The sequence below is a fragment of the Streptomyces chrestomyceticus JCM 4735 genome, assembly GCF_003865135.1.
In the GTDB taxonomy this organism is placed as follows: Bacteria; Actinomycetota; Actinomycetes; order Streptomycetales; family Streptomycetaceae; genus Streptomyces; species Streptomyces chrestomyceticus.
The window spans coordinates 5521989-5538688 of record NZ_BHZC01000001.1 but is presented as its reverse complement, the minus strand read 5'-3'; the positions used below and the strand labels follow the sequence as shown (position 1 = coordinate 5538688).

Annotated in this window: 9 protein-coding genes, 1 tRNA gene and 2 pseudogenes; 3 read left to right on the top strand and 9 right to left on the bottom strand. The window is 68.8% G+C overall.

Features of this window, described 5'->3' with window-relative positions; all coding sequences use genetic code 11:
* Positions 1–247 precede the first annotated feature (247 nt).
* The 4 genes and pseudogenes from EJG53_RS24050 to EJG53_RS24035 all read right to left on the bottom strand — a co-directional run bounded on the left by EJG53_RS24050 (position 248) and on the right by EJG53_RS24035 (position 4857).
* Positions 248–1479 (bottom strand): annotated as a pseudogene (locus EJG53_RS24050) (glycoside hydrolase 5 family protein).
* 41 nt (positions 1480–1520) lie between these two features.
* Positions 1521–2387 (bottom strand): carbohydrate ABC transporter permease, encoded by an 867-nt coding sequence (locus EJG53_RS24045; protein WP_167515316.1) that lies wholly within the window; start codon positions 2385–2387, stop codon positions 1521–1523.
* A 2-nt stretch (positions 2388–2389) separates the two neighbouring features.
* Positions 2390–3211, bottom strand: coding sequence for a carbohydrate ABC transporter permease (locus tag EJG53_RS24040; RefSeq protein WP_125049555.1), 822 nt, complete (start codon positions 3209–3211; stop codon positions 2390–2392).
* A 302-nt stretch (positions 3212–3513) separates the two neighbouring features.
* Positions 3514–4857 carry an ABC transporter substrate-binding protein gene (locus EJG53_RS24035; RefSeq protein ID WP_244955302.1) on the bottom strand — a complete coding sequence of 448 codons (1344 nt, stop codon included), beginning with the start codon at positions 4855–4857 and terminating at the stop codon, positions 3514–3516.
* A 682-nt stretch (positions 4858–5539) separates the two neighbouring features.
* On the opposite strand from EJG53_RS24035, the pseudogene EJG53_RS24030 reads away from it, so the two are divergent.
* The 3 genes and pseudogenes from EJG53_RS24030 to EJG53_RS24020 form a co-directional block, all read left to right on the top strand.
* A pseudogene (locus EJG53_RS24030) lies at positions 5540–5980 on the top strand (LacI family DNA-binding transcriptional regulator); the annotation flags it as partial.
* Positions 5954–7024 carry a substrate-binding domain-containing protein gene (locus tag EJG53_RS44290; protein WP_371858809.1) on the top strand — a complete coding sequence of 357 codons (1071 nt, stop codon included), beginning with the start codon at positions 5954–5956 and terminating at the stop codon, positions 7022–7024. The pseudogene EJG53_RS24030 and the gene EJG53_RS44290, both read left to right, overlap by 27 nt.
* Before the next feature lie 120 nt (positions 7025–7144).
* Positions 7145–7678 carry a M23 family metallopeptidase gene (locus EJG53_RS24020; RefSeq protein WP_031013529.1) on the top strand — a complete coding sequence of 178 codons (534 nt, stop codon included), beginning with the start codon at positions 7145–7147 and terminating at the stop codon, positions 7676–7678.
* A 713-nt stretch (positions 7679–8391) separates the two neighbouring features.
* Here the strand turns inward: EJG53_RS24020 and EJG53_RS24015 are convergent.
* The 5 genes from EJG53_RS24015 to sepX all read right to left on the bottom strand — a co-directional run bounded on the left by EJG53_RS24015 (position 8392) and on the right by sepX (position 16572).
* Positions 8392–9102, bottom strand: a complete 711-nt coding sequence (locus EJG53_RS24015; RefSeq protein ID WP_218041929.1) for a hypothetical protein — start codon at positions 9100–9102, stop codon at positions 8392–8394.
* A gap of 437 nt (positions 9103–9539) precedes the next feature.
* Positions 9540–10079, bottom strand: coding sequence for an SMI1/KNR4 family protein (locus EJG53_RS24010; protein ID WP_125046498.1), 540 nt, complete (start codon positions 10077–10079; stop codon positions 9540–9542).
* Positions 10080–10129: 50 nt separating this feature from the next.
* Positions 10130–14911, bottom strand: coding sequence for an RHS repeat-associated core domain-containing protein (locus tag EJG53_RS24005; RefSeq protein WP_125046497.1), 4782 nt, complete (start codon positions 14909–14911; stop codon positions 10130–10132).
* A 370-nt stretch (positions 14912–15281) separates the two neighbouring features.
* A tRNA-Ala gene (locus EJG53_RS24000) sits at positions 15282–15354 on the bottom strand.
* 75 nt (positions 15355–15429) lie between these two features.
* Positions 15430–16572 carry a divisome protein SepX/GlpR gene (gene sepX, locus EJG53_RS23995; protein ID WP_125046496.1) on the bottom strand — a complete coding sequence of 381 codons (1143 nt, stop codon included), beginning with the start codon at positions 16570–16572 and terminating at the stop codon, positions 15430–15432.
* Positions 16573–16700: the final 128 nt, after the last annotated feature.

The following is a 16700-nucleotide window of genomic DNA, read 5'->3' as shown; positions in this document are numbered from 1 at the left end:
CAGCGCCAGGCCCGCTCCGGCCGCCGCGGCCCCGGCGATCAGTTTCCGCCGGGAGGGCCGGCGCTCCGCGTTCCGGTCCTCGTCCCGTTCCGAGCCCGGTTCTGCGCCTCGGCCCAGACCCCGCCCCGCGCCATGTCGTGCGCCCATTGCTTGAGCCCTCCTCCACGTCTCGTCCTGCCGATCGCGACCACGCCCGTACCGCCCGTACCGCTCGTACCGGCCGTACCGCTCCGCTCCGCGTCCCCGCTCACTTGACGTCCGAGGGCCACACCACCTCCGTGATCCCCCGCCCCTCCAGATACGCGGCGTCCCGCGCCCGGTCCGCCAGGACGGCTCCCGCCCGTACGCCCTGGTCGGCCAGCCGGACCCACGCCTCGAAGAAGGCCCCGCCCGGCGCGCACACCGAGCGGTGCGGCGCCGTGCCGACGTCCCCCGCGTCCAGGACGAGCGCGGTCGTCCGGCGTACCGGCCGGGGCGGCCCGGCCCGCAGCCGCGCCGCGGTCTCGGCCACCGCCCGCCCCGCCGGCTTGACCGCGCCGTCCGAGGTGAGCAGCCCGAGCCCGTACTCCAGCTCCGGGAAGTCCGCCAGCTCGCGGGACACGTCGTGCGAGCACCACCAGGTGATGCCGGAAAGCTCCGCGCAGGTCAGGGCGTTGTCGAGGGTGGCGGTGGCGAACGCGGCGGCGTGTTCGGGCGGTACGAGCGGGGCGGGCGCGCCGACCTCCTGGAGCCAGACCGAGCGCGCCGGACCGTCTGCCCAGGCCGTGGCCACCTGGATCAGGTACTCGGCCAGCCGTACCGTCGCGGTCCCGTCGTGGCCGTGCCGCTGGGCCGTGCCGTTGAAGACCCAGGAGTGGAGGGTGGTGGCCCGGCCGAGGCGCGCGGCCTGGGCGGGGGTGAAGGGGTGGCCGTCCTGGAACCACACCGCGTCGTACTCGGCGTGGGTGTGCAGCCGCCCCGGCGCGGCCCGCTCGCACACGTCCAGCAGCCGGGTCAGCCACTGTCCGGCTTCCTCGTACGTGCACGGGTCGGGGTCCGGGTGCGGCGGCCCCGCGAACTGGTTGACCTCGTTTCCCAGCGTCATACCCAGGAAGTTGGGACGCCCGGCAAGGGACGCCGCGAGGGTCTCCAGGTACCGGGCCGCGCCGTCGACCGCTTCCGGGTCGGTGAACATGTTGCGCCGGTGCCAGGTGCGCAGCCAGGACGGTACGAAGTCGAAGCTGGACAGGTGGCCTTGGAGTGCGTCCACGGCGACGTCGAGGCCGCACTCCGCGGCGGCGTCCACCAGGTGCCCCAGTTGCTCGACGGCGCGCGGGCGGATGAGGGAACGGTTCGGCTGGAAGACCGGCCACAGGGCGAAGACTCGGACGTGGTCCAGGCCGAGCGCCGCGAGGGCGTCCAGGTCGCGGCGTACGGCGTCGAGGTCGAAATCCAGCCAGTGGTGGAACCAGCCGTGGCTGGGGTGTAGTTGGCGCCCATACGGGGCGCGCGGCCGACGGACGACGTCACATCGCTTCCCTTCACGTCTTCAGCGCTCCCTCGCCCACGCCCTTGAAGAAGAACCGCTGCAGGGCGAAGAAGAGCGCCATCATCGGGATCAGCGCGGCCATCGCGCCTGCCGCGATCAGCCGCTGGTCGTTGACCGTGGTGGCCCCGGCCAGCGATTTCAGTCCGAGTTGCAGGGTGTAGTGATCGCTGTTGGTCAGCACGATCAGCGGCCACAGGAAGTCGTCCCAGGCGCCCATGAAGCTGGTCAGACAGACCACCGCCAGCGCGCCCTTCGCCGCCGGTACGAACACCTTCGTGAAGCGCTGCCACTCGTTGGCTCCGTCCAGGACCGCGGCCTCTTCCACCTCCTTCGGTACGGCGAGGAAGGCGGCCCGCATGATCATCAGGTTGAGCACCGAGACCGCGCCGGGCAGCCAGACGCCGACGAGCGTGTCCACCAGCCCCATCGAACGCACCGTGAGGAACATCGAGATCATCACGGACTCGAAGGGGAACATCAGCGTCGCGACCAGCACCGTGAAGACGACACGCCGTCCGGGCCACCCGGCCCGCGACAGCGCGTAGCCGCCCATCGCGGCGAACACGCAGTTGGAGGTGACGGCCAGCGCCGCGACGATCAGCGTGTTGCCGACGTAGTGCAGCAGCGGGAAGGACTCGGCGACCCGTACGTAGTTGTCCAGGGTCGGCTGACTGGGCAGCACGCCCCCGTACACGTCTTCCCCGCGTCCCTTCAGCGACGTCAGGAACTGCCAGACGATGGGCCCCAGCATCACCACCAGCATCAGGCAGAGCGTGAGGTAACGGCCGGAGAGGCCGAGAACCGCCTTGCGTCCACGGCCCGCGGCCGAGGCGCGCCGTACACCTGACGAGGGCAGCACGGTCACTGCTCGTCTCCCTTCGACAGCCGGTGTCCCAGCAGGCTGAACGCCAGCGTCAGCAGGAACAGCAGGATCGATACGGCCGCCGCGTAACCGGTCTCGCCCGCGAAGCCCAGCCCGACCTGCCGGATCAGGAACGGCAGCGTCCGGGCCCCGCCGCCGGGGCCGCCGCTCTCCCCGCCGAGGATGTAGATCTCGGTGAACACGCGCAGCGCGGAGATCGCCGACAACGTCCCGACCAGCAGCATCATCGGCTTCACGCTGGGGATGGTGATGCTGAGGAAGCGGCGTACGGCACCGGCGCCGTCGAGCGCGGCGGCCTCGTACAGCGACGCCGGCACGTTCCCCAGCGCCGCCAGGTAGAAGACCATGTAGTAGCCCAGGCCCTTCCAGATCGTGACGATCATGGCGGAGACCAGCAGCATCGAGGAATCGGTCAGAAACGGGACCGGCCCGGAGATCAGGTGCAGCTTTTCGAACACGGTGTTGACCAGTCCGTCACTGCGCAGCACCCACTGCCAGATCAGCCCGACGACGACGGCCGACGCGATGACCGGCGTGTAGAAGGCGGAACGGAAGAACCCGATCCCGGGCACCTTGCGCTGCACGAGCACGGCGAGCGCCAGCGGCAGCAGCACCAGACACGGGACGACGACGGCGAGGTAGACGACGCTGTTGACGGTCGCCGTCCAGAAGTCGGGGTCGTCCAGCGCCCGCCCGTAGTTCTCCAGGCCCACGAACCGGCCGCCGCGCAGGATCTGCGCGTCGGTGAGCGACAGGATGACGGTGTTGACGAACGGCCAGAGGCTGAAGAGCACCACCATGACCAGCCCCGGCAGCAGAAAGAGGTACGGCGTCCACCAGCGGCGGTGCGGGAGGCCGGTGTCGGTGCCGGTGCCGGTGCCGGTGCGGCGGGGGTTGATGCGGCGGGTGGTGCGTGGGGCGGGAGTGGGGAGGGGGAGGGGGCGGACGAGGGCTGGGCCGGGTCCGGATCCGAGGGTGAGCCCGAGCAGGAGGCTGATCCGGAGGCTGATCCGAAGCCCGATCCCGGCCCCGGGCCCGAGCCCGAGGGAGCCGTCGTGCGCTTCGTACGCTTGCTGCGCGTCGTACCGGATGTCATCACCGGTCACGACCGCTTCTGCGTCTGCTGCTGGTGCTTCTGTTGCTGTTCGAGGATCTTGTTGGCCGCTTCCTGCGCGTTCTTGACCGCCGTCGCGGGCTCCTCCTCCCCCTTGATCCCCTTCTGCATCTCCCGCACCACCGCGTCACCGACCTGGGTGGTCCACTCCACGGGGGTGTTCGCGTCCAGTTGGGCCGCCTTCAGCTCCTCGGCCCCGACGGCGCGCGCCATCGTCTCGGGGTCCTTGCCGTCGCCCCGGTCGGCGAAGTACGGGTCGGCGAGGCCCCTGGCGTTCGACGGGTAGATGGTCACCTGCTTCGAGAACGCCACCTGGTTCGGCCCGTTGGTCACCCACTTCGCGAACTCCGCCGCCGCGTCCGGGTGCTCGGTGTCCTTCCGTACGCCCAGCGACTGCGTGTAGATGCCGATGTGCTTCAGCGTCCCGGTGACGGCCGGCGCCACCCGCGTGTTCGCGTACGCCGACGGGGAGTTGCGCTTGACGTCCTTGAGGATCCCCGGCGACCCGGGCCCGAACACCAGCTTCCCCGCCCCGTAGAGCTGCGCGAGGTCGTCGGCCTTGGTCAGCGACTCCTTCGGCATCGCCCCCATCGCGTACAGCTTCTTCATCCGCCGCACCCACTCGACGGCCTTGGGCGTGTCGAAGACGAACGCGCTCTTCTCCTTGTTCAGGATCGGCACGCCCATCTTCTGCCAGTCGCCGGGCAACCGCCCCTTCGGGTCCGCCATGAACGCGCTGTACCGGCCGTCCGCCGCCTTCGCGATCCGCTCCGCCTGGTCGAAGAACTGCTCCACCGTGGCGGGCGGCTTGTTCACGTCGAGCCCGGCCTTGGCGAAGAGTTCCTTGTTGTACGTGAGGATCTCGGGCGTCACGTACCAGGGATACGCGAAGACGCCGTCCCCCTTACCTGGCAGCTTGTACTGCTCCCAGGCGCCCGGTACGTACTCCTGCGCGATCTTCGGGTCCAGCCGGGCCACGTCCGCGAGCATCCCCCGGTCGCCGAGCAGTTGGAACGAGTCGGTGTTCAGGTTGACCACATCCGGCAGCCCGCCGGCCTGCGCGTCGGCGACGAGCTTCTCGTTGTAGCCGTCACCCGGCACGTCTTCCCAGGTCACCTTCACATCGGGGTACTTCTTCTCGAACGCGTCGATGACGCCTTGCACGTACGCCGTGAAGTTCGGCTTCAACTGAAGCGTACGAAAGGTGATCTCACCGGCCACCTTGCCCGTCCGCTTCGGCTGCCCCTCGGCGGCCGAAGACCCCTCGGCCCCGCCGACACCACAGGCGGCCGTGGCCGACATCAGCGCGACCGCGAGGGCGGTGGCGAACACCAGCCGCGAACGGCTAGGACGAAGGCCGCTCGCGTTGTGCACATTCCTCTTGTTGAGCTCGTTGCTTGCGCTGTGTACGGGAGCCAGGTGCCTGCGCGTCATGGTCACTCCTGCGTCGGGGAAACGCTTCTGCCCGGGAGGCACGTCCCCGTGAGGGAGCGCTCCCGCGTCGGGGAACCGCGAGGAAACAGCGAAGAGCCACGCACGGCCCGGCACACGCCCGGCCGCGCCGCCGGATGGCGATGCCAACGTTGTCGCCCGTTCCCCCTCCCGTCAACGCACGCCCCCAACTCCCGCCTCAACCACTCCCCCTCCCCACACCCCAACCCCTCCTCCGCCCCCATCTCCTATCTGCACTAATGCGCTAAAGCTGCCACTCACGGAACCCGCCATCTCATTTCCGTAACAACGCGCATCAGTTCACGACCCCACCCCCCTTCCGCCACCTTCAACCGCATCTCCCCTACAACGATTGACTTCCTTCTCCCACACCGTGATCCTGAACCACCTAATGCGCTTTAGCCCGACGACCTGATGCGGTTTGGCGACAAGGCCCGCCCAGGCCGCCGCACCACGGAGACCGGGCCGACCGGAGGAGCTGACGGACGACATGACCACCGGCCCCCCGGCCGCGGACGACGCCCCCCGCATCCCCACGGCGTCCCCGCGCCGCCGCCCGACCATGAAGGACATCGCCGAACGCGCCGGCGTCTCCCCCTCGGCCGTCTCCTTCGCCCTCAACGACCGCGACGGTGTCTCCCCCGCCACCCGAGCCCGCATCCGCGAGGTCGCCGAGGAACTGGGCTGGCAGCCCAACAGCGCCGCCCGCGCCCTGTCCGGCGAACGCTCCGGCTGCGTCGGCCTCGTCCTCGCCCGCCCCGCCCGCACCCTCGGCGTCGAGTCCTTCTTCCTCCAACTGGTCTCCGGCATCCAGGAGGCCCTCGCCGCCCGACGCGTCGCCCTCCTCTTCCAGGTCGTCGAGGACCTGGACGCCGAGTGCGCGACCTACCGGCGCTGGTGGGCCGAACGCCGCGTGGACGGCGTCCTGGTCGTCGACCCCCGCACCGAGGACCCCCGCCCGGCACTCCTCGCCTCCCTGACCCTCCCGACCGTAGTAATCGGCGACACCCAACCGGCCCCGACAGCCAGCAAAGCCCCAGGCTCCATCCCTGACTCCGTCTCTGAAACCAGCCCAGGCCCAGCACCCGGCCCTGGCACCAGCCCAGGCGTCAGCCAAGCCCCCGCGCCCGTCCCTGGTACCAGCCCAGGCCCTGCACTCATCCCTGGCGCCAACCCAGGCCCTGCGCTCATCCCCGGCGCCAGCCCGGACCCCACGCCCATCCCCGGCTCCAGCCCAAGCCCTGTACCCGCCTTTGGCGCCAGCCCGGACCTCGCGCCCATTCCCGGCGCCAGCTCAGGCCCCGCGCCCATCCCCGACGCCAACCCAGGCCCCGCACCTATCCCTGGCACCAGCCCAAGCCCTGCACGCATCCCCGGCGCCGGCCCGGACCCCACGCCCGTTCCCGACGCCAACCCGAGCCCCGCACCCGTCCCTGGCACCAGCCCGGACCCCACGCCCATCCCCGGCACCAGCCCAGGCCCCGCCCCCTCCCCCTCTTCCCCCCTCTCCACCATCTGGGCCGACGACGCCGCCGCGATGCGCTCGATCATCGACCACCTCCACGCACTCGGCCACCGCCGCATCGTGCACATCGCCGGCCTGCCCGGCCTCGCCCACACCGACCGCCGGGTCGCCGCCCTACGAGCCGAGGCCGCCCGCCTCGGCATGGACGCCGCCGACGTCCGCTCCGTCTGCACGGACTACTCCGACGAGCAGGGCGCCGAAGCCACCCGCCGCCTGCTGGCGGCCCCCCACCCGCCCACCGCGATCGTCTACGACAACGACGTGATGGCCGTGGCCGGAGCCGCCGTGGCCGCCGGACTCGGCGTCCCCGTGCCCGGCGCCTTGTCGATCGTCGCCTGGGACGACTCGCCCCTGTGCCGCGTGACCCACCCGCGCCTGACCTCCCTCGTACGTGACACCGCGGGCTTCGGCCGCCTGGCCGCCCAAGAACTGCTGTCCCTCCTCGACGGCGCCCCCACCCGCCGCCTCCAGGCCGAACTCCCACACCTCGAACTCCGCGAAAGCACCACCCGCGCGCCCTGATTCCCCGTCCGCCCGGACTCACCCCTGTTACCACCCGGTACGGGGAACCTCTGCGCCGTTCGGGCGCCCCCCGCGTGTTTCCGGATGCGTACGCCCGTCCCAGGGCGTGTCCTCGCAACTATGAACTGGCTCCGCAGACGACTCCTGCTGCACGGCGTGGTCCCCGCGGCCCTCGGCACCGTCCTCAGCCTGACCGTGACCGAGGCGGTCCCGGCCGTACCGGCGGGCTCGTGGACCCGTCCGATCGCCGTCAACGCCCGCGTCAGCTCGCCCTACGGCGTCAAGGGAAACTGGGCCGCCGGCCACCACACCGGCGTGGACTTCGCCGTCCGCACCGGCACCCCCGTCTCCTCGGTCGGTCCCGGCACCGTCGTCCTGGCCAAACGCTCGGGCGACTACGGCCTGGCCGTCACCATCCACATGACCGACGGCTACTACACCCTCTTCGGTCACCTCTCCCGCATCACCGCCCGCGTCGGCCAGCGCGTACGGGCCGGCACCCGCATCGGCTACAGCGGAGCCACCGGCCGCACCACGGGCCCCCACCTCCACTTCGAAGTCCGCAAGACACGCCACTACGGTTCCGACATCAACCCCCTCACCTACCTGGCCCGCCGCGGCATCCGCATCACCCACCGCGCCCTCCCCTACTGACCCCCACACCACACGCCCCAGCCCCCACTCCCCTCCCCACTCCAACTGCCCCGCCTCTCTCCCCTCCCCCCCCGGGGGCCCCGCCCCGCCCCCTCCCTCCCCCACCGCCCCCGCCTCCCACTCCCCCACAGCACCACCGCAACCACCACCCACCCCACGCCCCAACCCCACGCCCAGCCCGCCACCCAGTCTGACGCCCAACCCAACACCCACCCGACGGCGGCCTCCGCACCGAACAGCACGCCGAACGGCACACCGAGCAGTGCACCGAACGCGACCCGCACGGCTCGCCGCATGTCACAGCCCCCAAAGCGGTCATCGGCGCCATGACAGCCATGAGCGCGCCGGCCTCGCAACGCCGTGACGCCGGACCACCGGACCACCGGACCACCGGACGCCCAGCCAGCAGCCCCCGCACCCACCGACCGTGAACAGCCCCAGGAGCCATCCGTTCGCCGACCAGGAGGAGGCGACGGTGGGCGGCGTCGCGCCCCCTCACAGCCAGCACAAACCCAGAGACGATCCCCGGGCCAGTGGCGCAGAGGGCGCTAACCGACACCACCGACACCATCCGCGTACGAGGCCGTCACCCCATACAGATGGCCGCCACCAGCACGAACACCCCGCTCAACGCCCCCCCCCCCCGCAGCCCCAGCCGACCTCCTCCCCACCCTTCTCCCGACCTTCCCCGACCTTCTCTCCCCCGCCTCCCCCTACTCCTGCCGACTCCTCCCCCTCCCCTCCCGATCCCTCTCCGGCAACCCCTCGACCTCCGCCCGGTCGTACCGGCCGAGCCGTCCCGGGGTCAGACCGTTCCGTTCCGCCGCCACCTCGAAGCGGCCGGCCGGCCACCCCAGCAGTGCCGCCGCCTCCCTGGCCGTCACACTCCGTTCCATCCACCGCTGCCGCTCACCCACCACCTCCGCGACCAGCTCCCTGTCCAGCCCGTCGAGGCTCTCCAGGCTGAACATGGGGTACCCCCGGAACTCCCCCACCGGCCGCAGATACCCCTCCCCCGCCAGCGCCCGCACGTCCTCCCGCTCGACCTCCAGCTCCGTACGCTCGGCAAGGCGCTTCGCGGCATCGATCGACCCCAGCCCGGGATGGTCGCCGAGCTCTTCCCTTATCTCCGCCGCCCGCCCCCGCAGGCCCTCCACGACCTCGCGCGACCATCGCTTGCCGTCCACGTCCGGCGGCGGGAGCAACCCCCGCTGCTCGGCCCGGCCGACCTGCCACCGCTGGAGCTCCAGCTCACTCGCCAACTGGTGCGGTCCGAACGCGTCCCCCTTCACCGGCTGACGACGCCCGGCCTTCCCGGCTCCCTGCGCCTCCCCGTAGTTCTCGTCCCCCACCACGGACAGGATCTCCTCGACCCGGTCCGGCAGCGTCTTGGCCAACCCCACCGACCATCGCTCGTCCCCCACGTCCGGGGCGGAATCAGCCCCCGGGTCTCGGCACGCCGTACATGCCGCGGCTCGATCCCCAGCCACTCGGCCAGCTGATGCGGCCCGAACGCCCGTTCCTTGGCCATGTGTCCTCCCGTCGCCACCGCCATCGGATACCCGATCACGTACCCATGACGAAGCCCACCGGCCCCGCAGAAACCAACTTTAGGGCTCAGGACCGACAAGCAACTGGGCCTGTGGATAACTATGGTTGGGCCGCGTCCGCCCACTCCGGCCACGACGCAAACGTGCCGAGATGCTGCCTCCGGCGGCGAAAGGGGGCGACGAAAGAACCCCGCCCGATCGCTCGGAACGGACGGGGCCCACCCAACCACTACCCGGCCCGACCTTGAGGAGGCCCTCCCACAACCGCCGAGCGCTACCTGGCGGGCCCCCTCCCGCCAGGCACGGAGCGGTCAGTCAAAGTCAGAGGTCGGCTGGAACAGGTGTTCTTGCTCAGGGAGTTCGTCGAAGATCTCCGACTCCACATTCCCCTCCACCAGCACAGATGCCAGGAACGCCGTGCAGCTCATGGGGTGATGCTCCCATTCGGAGCCGCGCCCTTCCTTGATCATCACGGTCCAGTCGGCGGGGTCCTGTCCCGGTCGCACGAGCCAGTACAGGTAATCACCATCCTCCGTGAGGGCCCACGCGATCAATCGGTTCTCGTCCGACTCCAGTTGGGCCGGCCTGGCTTCCCCCAACTCCCACAACCGGGCGACAGCTTCCATCCTGCCTTCGTTCTCGTTCAGCAGGTCGTAGTACTTGTTGGAGCTGTCCGGCTCCAGGACCCAGATGGCTTCGTCGAAGTACCCACCGCCGTATGCATCGATCAACTCCTTGTAATCGGCAGGCAACTGGGCCCCGAGGCGGCTCTCCACCAGCCCCCAGTCGCGATCCTGCACACCTCCGGGCGGAGGGAAGACTTCAGCCAGCCGCTGAACCGAAGAGTTCATAGCGTTCCTTTCATTTCTTGAACACTCGGGCACCCGAGGTCCGCCTACACCTAACGCTTAGGCTCGTTGAGGAGGGAAATATGGTTGCTACGCCCGCCACCCTCGTAGGGCCGGAATGTGAACCCGCGGTCTCCGCGCGCTTCTATGGTGAGGCCCACGGGGATGACATCACTCGGATCATTCGTCCGATAAATCGGGGTCACGCTGTATTCGATTTTTTCTCCGGCTGCGGCCGCGTCGCGTATCTGCGTCTCAATGGCAAGCATGACAGGGGAATTCATGTTCCGGTGCGCCGTGACGAAATTTCGCGAGTCCTTGTTACTTCCTCCGATCAGAGCACCCAAAAGATGGGTTCTATTGTAGTTCTTACCGGGCACGTAACCTGCGCACCCGTCCTTGGGCCTGGCCTTGGTCCTGCCACCCAGCATGGTGTCGTCGATGGTGGCACGCATCCAGGTGGCCCGATTCCCCGGGCCCAGCGGCCCGTACTGCACCCGCCCGCCCCAAGTGACATCCTGCTCGTCGCAGGGCGTGAGGCCAAGCGGGTCGCTAAGGAGATGCGGGTTGTCGACGTACGTACTGGGATTGGGAGCCGGGTCCAACCCCAGCGGGTCCAGACTCAGATAGCGAGCGGTTTCCGGGTCGTAGTGACGGAAATGGTTGTAGTGAAGCTGGGTTTCCGCGTCGAAGTACTGACCGGGAAAGCGCAGAGGAGTGTAGGCGGTTGCGTCCTTGTTCCAGCTGGTGACCCCCCAGACGGTCGCGCGGCTACGCCAAGCAATGCCCCCGTTCTCGTCGATCAGTTCGGTCGGTGTTCCCACCTGATCTGTGACGATGGCAAAGAAGCGCTGGTCTATGACGTCTTGAGGGGCACTGGACAGACACTTTGTCTCCGTCTGCGCCAGCGGCGTGAGTCCGTCGTGGTCCCAGGTGATGGTGATGGCGACGGGCGTGCGAGCATGCGTCGTAGTCTGTTCGGCCAGCGTGAGGCCGTCCCAGGTGAAACGCGTTTCCTCGACGACGTCCTCGCTGCCGGGCGCTGAACGAAGTTTGGCTATACGCCGGCCCAGCGGATCGTAGAGGTATCGCCAGCAGGACCCGTCGGGGGTGCGGACGGAGGTCAGCCGGTCCTCGGCATCCCATGTGTAGCGCCAGGTGTCCGGGCGCCGCGAAAGGCGTACCTTCTGTCGCAGAACCACGCGGCCTTGTGCGTCATGTTCGTAGCGGATATTGCCGGCTCGGGTGACACGGGTTCCGGAATATGCACGCTCCCCTCGGGATTCAGCTTGGGGGTGCCTGTCCGGCCAGGAGGCATAGGTCTGGTTCCCGGTTTCATCGAAGGCATAGCTTTCGCTCCACCCGGCCGCGCTGACCCCATGGACGCGGCCGTCTGCACTTAGCGCGAAGGACCGTAGCCCGGTCTGCTGATCGTCCACCGAGGTCATGCATCCATCGCCACGGTAAGAATAGGCGCGGCGCTGCAAAGTAGCGCTTGAGTGCGCGAGTTCGAGTGTCTGACTGACCAACTGCCCGGCAGGATCCCAGGCGTGGGCAAGGGTAACGTTTCCCCCCACTTCCCGGCGGGTTTCTTTGCCGACAGCGTCGTGCTGGAAGGAGAGGAAGCGTCCGGAAACCGTCAGGCCGCCGACGTGCCCGGCGGCATCGTACGTCAGTGTGGTCACCGCTCCCGTGGGCGTGGTGCGGCCGATGCGGCGACCGACGGAATCCCGGGAGACGAAGAGTGTCCGGCCGTTCACGGTTTCGGCTGTGCACTGCCCCAGGACGTCATGGCGCTGTTCAAGCGTGGCGTCGGGGCCGACGGCGCGCAGGAGGCGGCCGCACGGGTCGCGTTCGTATGTGATCTCCAGGCCGTCGACATCCTTGGCCGAGAGTCCACCCACGCTGTCGTAGCGATATGCGGTCGTCTGACCGATGGCATTGGTTCGGCTCGCCAATCGTCCGGTGGCGTCGTACGCGTAGGTGAGGGTGCGTCCTTCGAAGTCGGTCTCCGAGATCAGTCGGCCGACGGCATCGTACGTGTACTTCCAGGTCAGGCCCTGGGGGTTGGTGACTTGAGTGAGACGCAACTCGGTATCGTGCGCGAATTCGTAACGAACCCCCTCGGGCGTGGTACAGGCCGTCGCCAGGTCGAAGTAGGTGTACTCGAAACGCGTCCTGCGGCCGAGCTGGTCGGTGTAGCAGGTGCAGTTTCCCTCGCCGTCGTAATCCCACCTCTCCGTTTCGCCGTTGGCGTCGGTGCGGCTCGCGAGATGGCCCTCCGTGGTCCACACCATCCGCATGACGTGGTTGAGGGGATTGGTGACAGTCGTCAAACGGCCAAAACTGTCGTATGCATAGTGTGTGACCGCGCCGACCGGGTCGGTGACGGTCAGCGGCAGACCCGCCGCATTGGTCACCAGCTTCATGGTCTGACCTGCCGGGTCGGTCACCGAGCTGATGTGACCACGTTGGTCGTAGGAGTAGCGAGTGACCCCGCCGGACGGATCGATCAACGCGATCCGGTTTCCCTGCTCGTCGTAGACGTGTTGCCACATGGCCCCGTCAGGCTCGGTGAGCGTGCGGAGCCGGCCGCGGTCGTCGTAGGTGGCTGAGGTCCGATGCCCATCGGCCCGGATGAGCGCCGTGGGCCGGTCGTCTCCGTCGTACTCGGTCCGTGTCACTCGGCCCAGGGCGTCGGTCGTTGCCAGGAGCCTGTCGCGATCGTCGTACTCGCTCTGTGTCGTTGCCCCGGAGGGATCGGTTCGTGCGACCACCTGGAGACGGTCATTGATCGAATATCGGCTCACCCGGCCGACTGAATCGGTGACCGTGGTGACGCGCCGGCCACTTCGGGAATCGCGCTCGCTGTAGTCATAGCGGTAACGCAGGTGTCCTTCTGCTCCGCCCTGCGCGACACAGCGGCTGAGAAAGTCGTAGGTGTACTCGTACCGGCTGTCGTTGGAATCCACCCATGCGGTTATTCGGTGGTCTTCGTCATACTCGAAACGAGTGCTTCTGCCCGCACCGTCGGTGACCGTATCGAGATTTCCCGAGAGGTCGTAGCCGTACGACTTCACGAGCACATCGGAATCCGGGGAGCCCGAGCCGACGAGGTGCAGGGCAGCGATCTTCCCATGCTCGTCGTGAGTGAACCTCACGTGGTAGCCGGCGGAATGCCGGATGGCGAGGGGTGCTCCCGTCCGGTCGTCGTAGTCGAAGTGGTAGTGATTCCCCCGACCGTCCGTGACCTCGTCCAGAAGTGCCAGGCCCGGGTCATGGAGTGCCGTCGAGAAGTACCGCGTGAGACCGGTCTCAGGCTCGTGCACGGACCAGTCTCCTTGCGGAGTACGTGCCAGTGGCCAGCGGGGACCGTACACAGGAAGAACGGACGCTCCCTCATCGGGGATGCTGTAAGACAGCAGAAGGCCGTGTTCCGTGACGAAGATGATGCCCGCACTGTCGAATTCGAGGCGCTGATCAACCGTCGATGCCCATGATGCGCCCAGGCGACGGCCTGATCGGTAGGAGGATTCGAACTTCCGGATGAAGCGCATCGGAGGCAGGCATGGGAGTTCGATATCCGTCTGCCGGAGGAAAACTCGCCCGGTCGCCACGTCCACCGGGTCACCACAGCCCTCGACTGCTCCGTCGGTGCGCGTACTGTTGTTGGGATGGTTCCGGCCGAGCTGGTCTCTCGCCTTGTTGCCGCCCTTGCCGGCCGAATTCAAAGATGTCCCGGGCGTACCGTTCGGCGATTTGGCGTCCGACTTGCCGCCCTTGCCGAGACCGCTGAAATGGTCAGATAGCTTCTGATCATTCTCTCGGTGGTTCTTGGCCATCTGCTTGATTCCACGACTCATGTCGTCGTCCAAGTGCTTGGCCGTCTTCTTTACCGCGTCCTCGATGCCGTCGATGACCCTTTCCAGCATTCCGTTCGCGGCATCCGCGATGGCGTCTTTACCCCGGGTGCGACTGTGATGTCCCTTGGCGCGGCCGATCTTGCCGCCTGCCTTGTTACGGAAGATGCCACCGGCGTTCTGCAGACCTGTGACGACACTGTCGTGTTCGGCTTCGTCGAAACTGAAGCCGCTACCACCACCGGAGCCACCGCCCCTGCTGCCCCCGCCGGCACTGAGGAGTTCCATCGGACTGTCCGCAGCGGACCTGGCGGTGTCCTTGGCGCCCTGGACGCCCTGCTGGAACCCTTCTTTGCCCGCCTGGGCAGCATGCTTGAGATCGACACCGTCCTGAACTCCCAAGGCATTGGCGCCGAGCTGGACGACAAGGTCACCGACCATCGCAGCCAGTGCTTCCTCGACGGGCGTCAGGGCGACGCTGACGACCTGTTCGGCGACCTGCTGACAGGCCTCCTTGAACAACCGCTTGAGGGCGATCCGGGTGACCTGTGTCGCGCCGAGCGCGCCCAGTTCCGAAAGGCCGAAGGTGAAGGGTGCTGCGGCCTGGGCAGCGATGACTTCCGCCGCGAGGATGCCGAGCTGCACGAGCGCACCGAGCTTGGCGCCCTCGATGAGCGTGGCCACTCCGTCCATGGCTGTCCCCGCCATGCGACCACACCCGGCCAGGTTCTTGAGGTGCTTGCCGTTGACCTTTCCCCAGTGGGCGTTCAGCGCCTCCACAGCCACCGAACCACCCGCAGAACTCACCAGGTTCTGGATGGCACCGTGCGCTTCGTTGGAGCCCTCGTCGATGTCGTCGGCAAACTCCCGCATGGCATTCGCCATCTCACGGTAGTCGTCCTCATCCACGTTCGGCCACGAAACCCCGATCAGGTCCAGCAGCTCATCCGCCCAACCCGGCAGCACAACACCCATACGAAACAAGCCCCCCGTGATTACCAGCCAAGTGACCTGACACTGACACCACAGGGACAGTTCCTCAAGTTCGAAACGCGCCCCGGAACATCCCCCACAAGGCAAGCGGGGCTGCCTCTAGTTCGCACCCCCGGGCACCCTCACGCCACGGACGACGGCTGCCGCACGCTGCCTGGTCCTGGGCGTCGATGGAAGGTCCCGCGCATTCCGTGACCGTTCACACAAGAGGCCCTCGCAGGACTGGGGCCCCCGGGGAGAAGCCGACACCGCCCGGGAGAAGCCCGGTGATCCGACGTGCTCGCAGCGCTTACCCGCCGCACGACACGCAAGAGCCCCTGCCGGATCTCTCCGGCAGGGGCTCTGACGTCGGTGGACCTGAGGGGATTCGAACCCCTGACCCCCTCGTTGCGAACGAGGTGCGCTACCAGCTGCGCCACAGGCCCTTGCGACGAGTGAAACTCTAGCATCCTTGTCGGGGTGCTCAAAAATCGCTTCCCCTGCTGGTCAGCCGCAGGGGGTCACTCGTTCGCCGCGCGGGGGCGGTCGTCGTCGGCGTACTGGTCGAACAGGGGGGTGCGGCCCCGGGTGCGGCGGCCGGGGGTGGTGCGGCGCTGCGGGGTGGTGGACGGGGCCGGCTGGGGGGTTTCGGTGGCCGGGCCGGAGCGGGCGGAGCTCCAGGCGTCGTCGGCGTCGAGGTCGACGTGGCTGGTGGCGCGCGGGGCGACCGGGGCCGTGACGTACGTCGGGAGCGGGACCGGGACGGGGTCCCAGCCGCCGGGCTCGGTGCGCTCGCGTTCGCGCTGCTGGTCCACCCACTCCGCGTGGTCGGTCTCCTCCACCAGGGCGCGGCGGCCGGCCGTCGACGCCGGCTCGGGGCGGGAGGCGGGCGCGGTGGTGCGCGACGGGGCGGGGGGCGTGGCGGCGGCGTCCTCAGCGGGGGCTTCGTCGGCGGGGGGCTGCTGGGACGCCTGGGGAGGGCGTGGCCTGCCCTCCCGTAGGCGTTGGGCGGCCGCCTCCGCCTGGCGCTGGTCCATCGTGAAGGTGAAGCGGCGCCGCTCCTGGGCGCGGAGGTAGACGATGTACGCGCTGAGGAGTATCGCGGGGATGGCCGGCGCCCAGAGGAAGGCCAGGCCGCCGACGGCCGCGATGATCGTGCCGACGGTGAAGGCGAGGAAGAGGACGGTGGTGGTGCGCCGACGGCGGGCCAGCACCTTGGCGCGCTTCATGCGGTCTGCGGTGGAGGCCCGGTTGAAGCCGGGCTTCTTGCCCGGGTGGGGGGCGGGCCCGGAGGCGGCAGCACCTGCGGACGCCGACCGGCCGCCAGGGGACCCGCCACCGGCCGCGGGCGCCGCGTGGCGCTGAGCGGCGGGCGGGGCTTCGTCCGAGGGCGCGTCGAACTCCCGGACGTCGGCCTCCTCGGCCGCGGCGTCCGGCTCACGCGCTTCGCCCGCATCGTCGGTGGACCGGCCGCCCTGCCCCTCCAGCCCCTTGGCGTAACGGCGCTCCATGGCCGCCCGTCCGGACAGGAGCCGGATGGCGGTACTGAAGCGCTCCGTCGGCCGGGCTTCATTGAGCTCGTCCTGCCTGCGGAGCCACATCGGCACCAAGTAGGCGGCCCAGGCCCCGACGATGACTGCGTAGATGAGGCCGCTGCTGCTCACGTCTCACACGGTAGAGGGGTTTGCAGGGGGCCATCCGCCAATTGAGCCGGTGTGTCGCACGATCTGGCTGATATCTCGAACTTTTTTTGTGATTGTTGAGATCAGCCGTACGCGGTTGTGGTCAATCG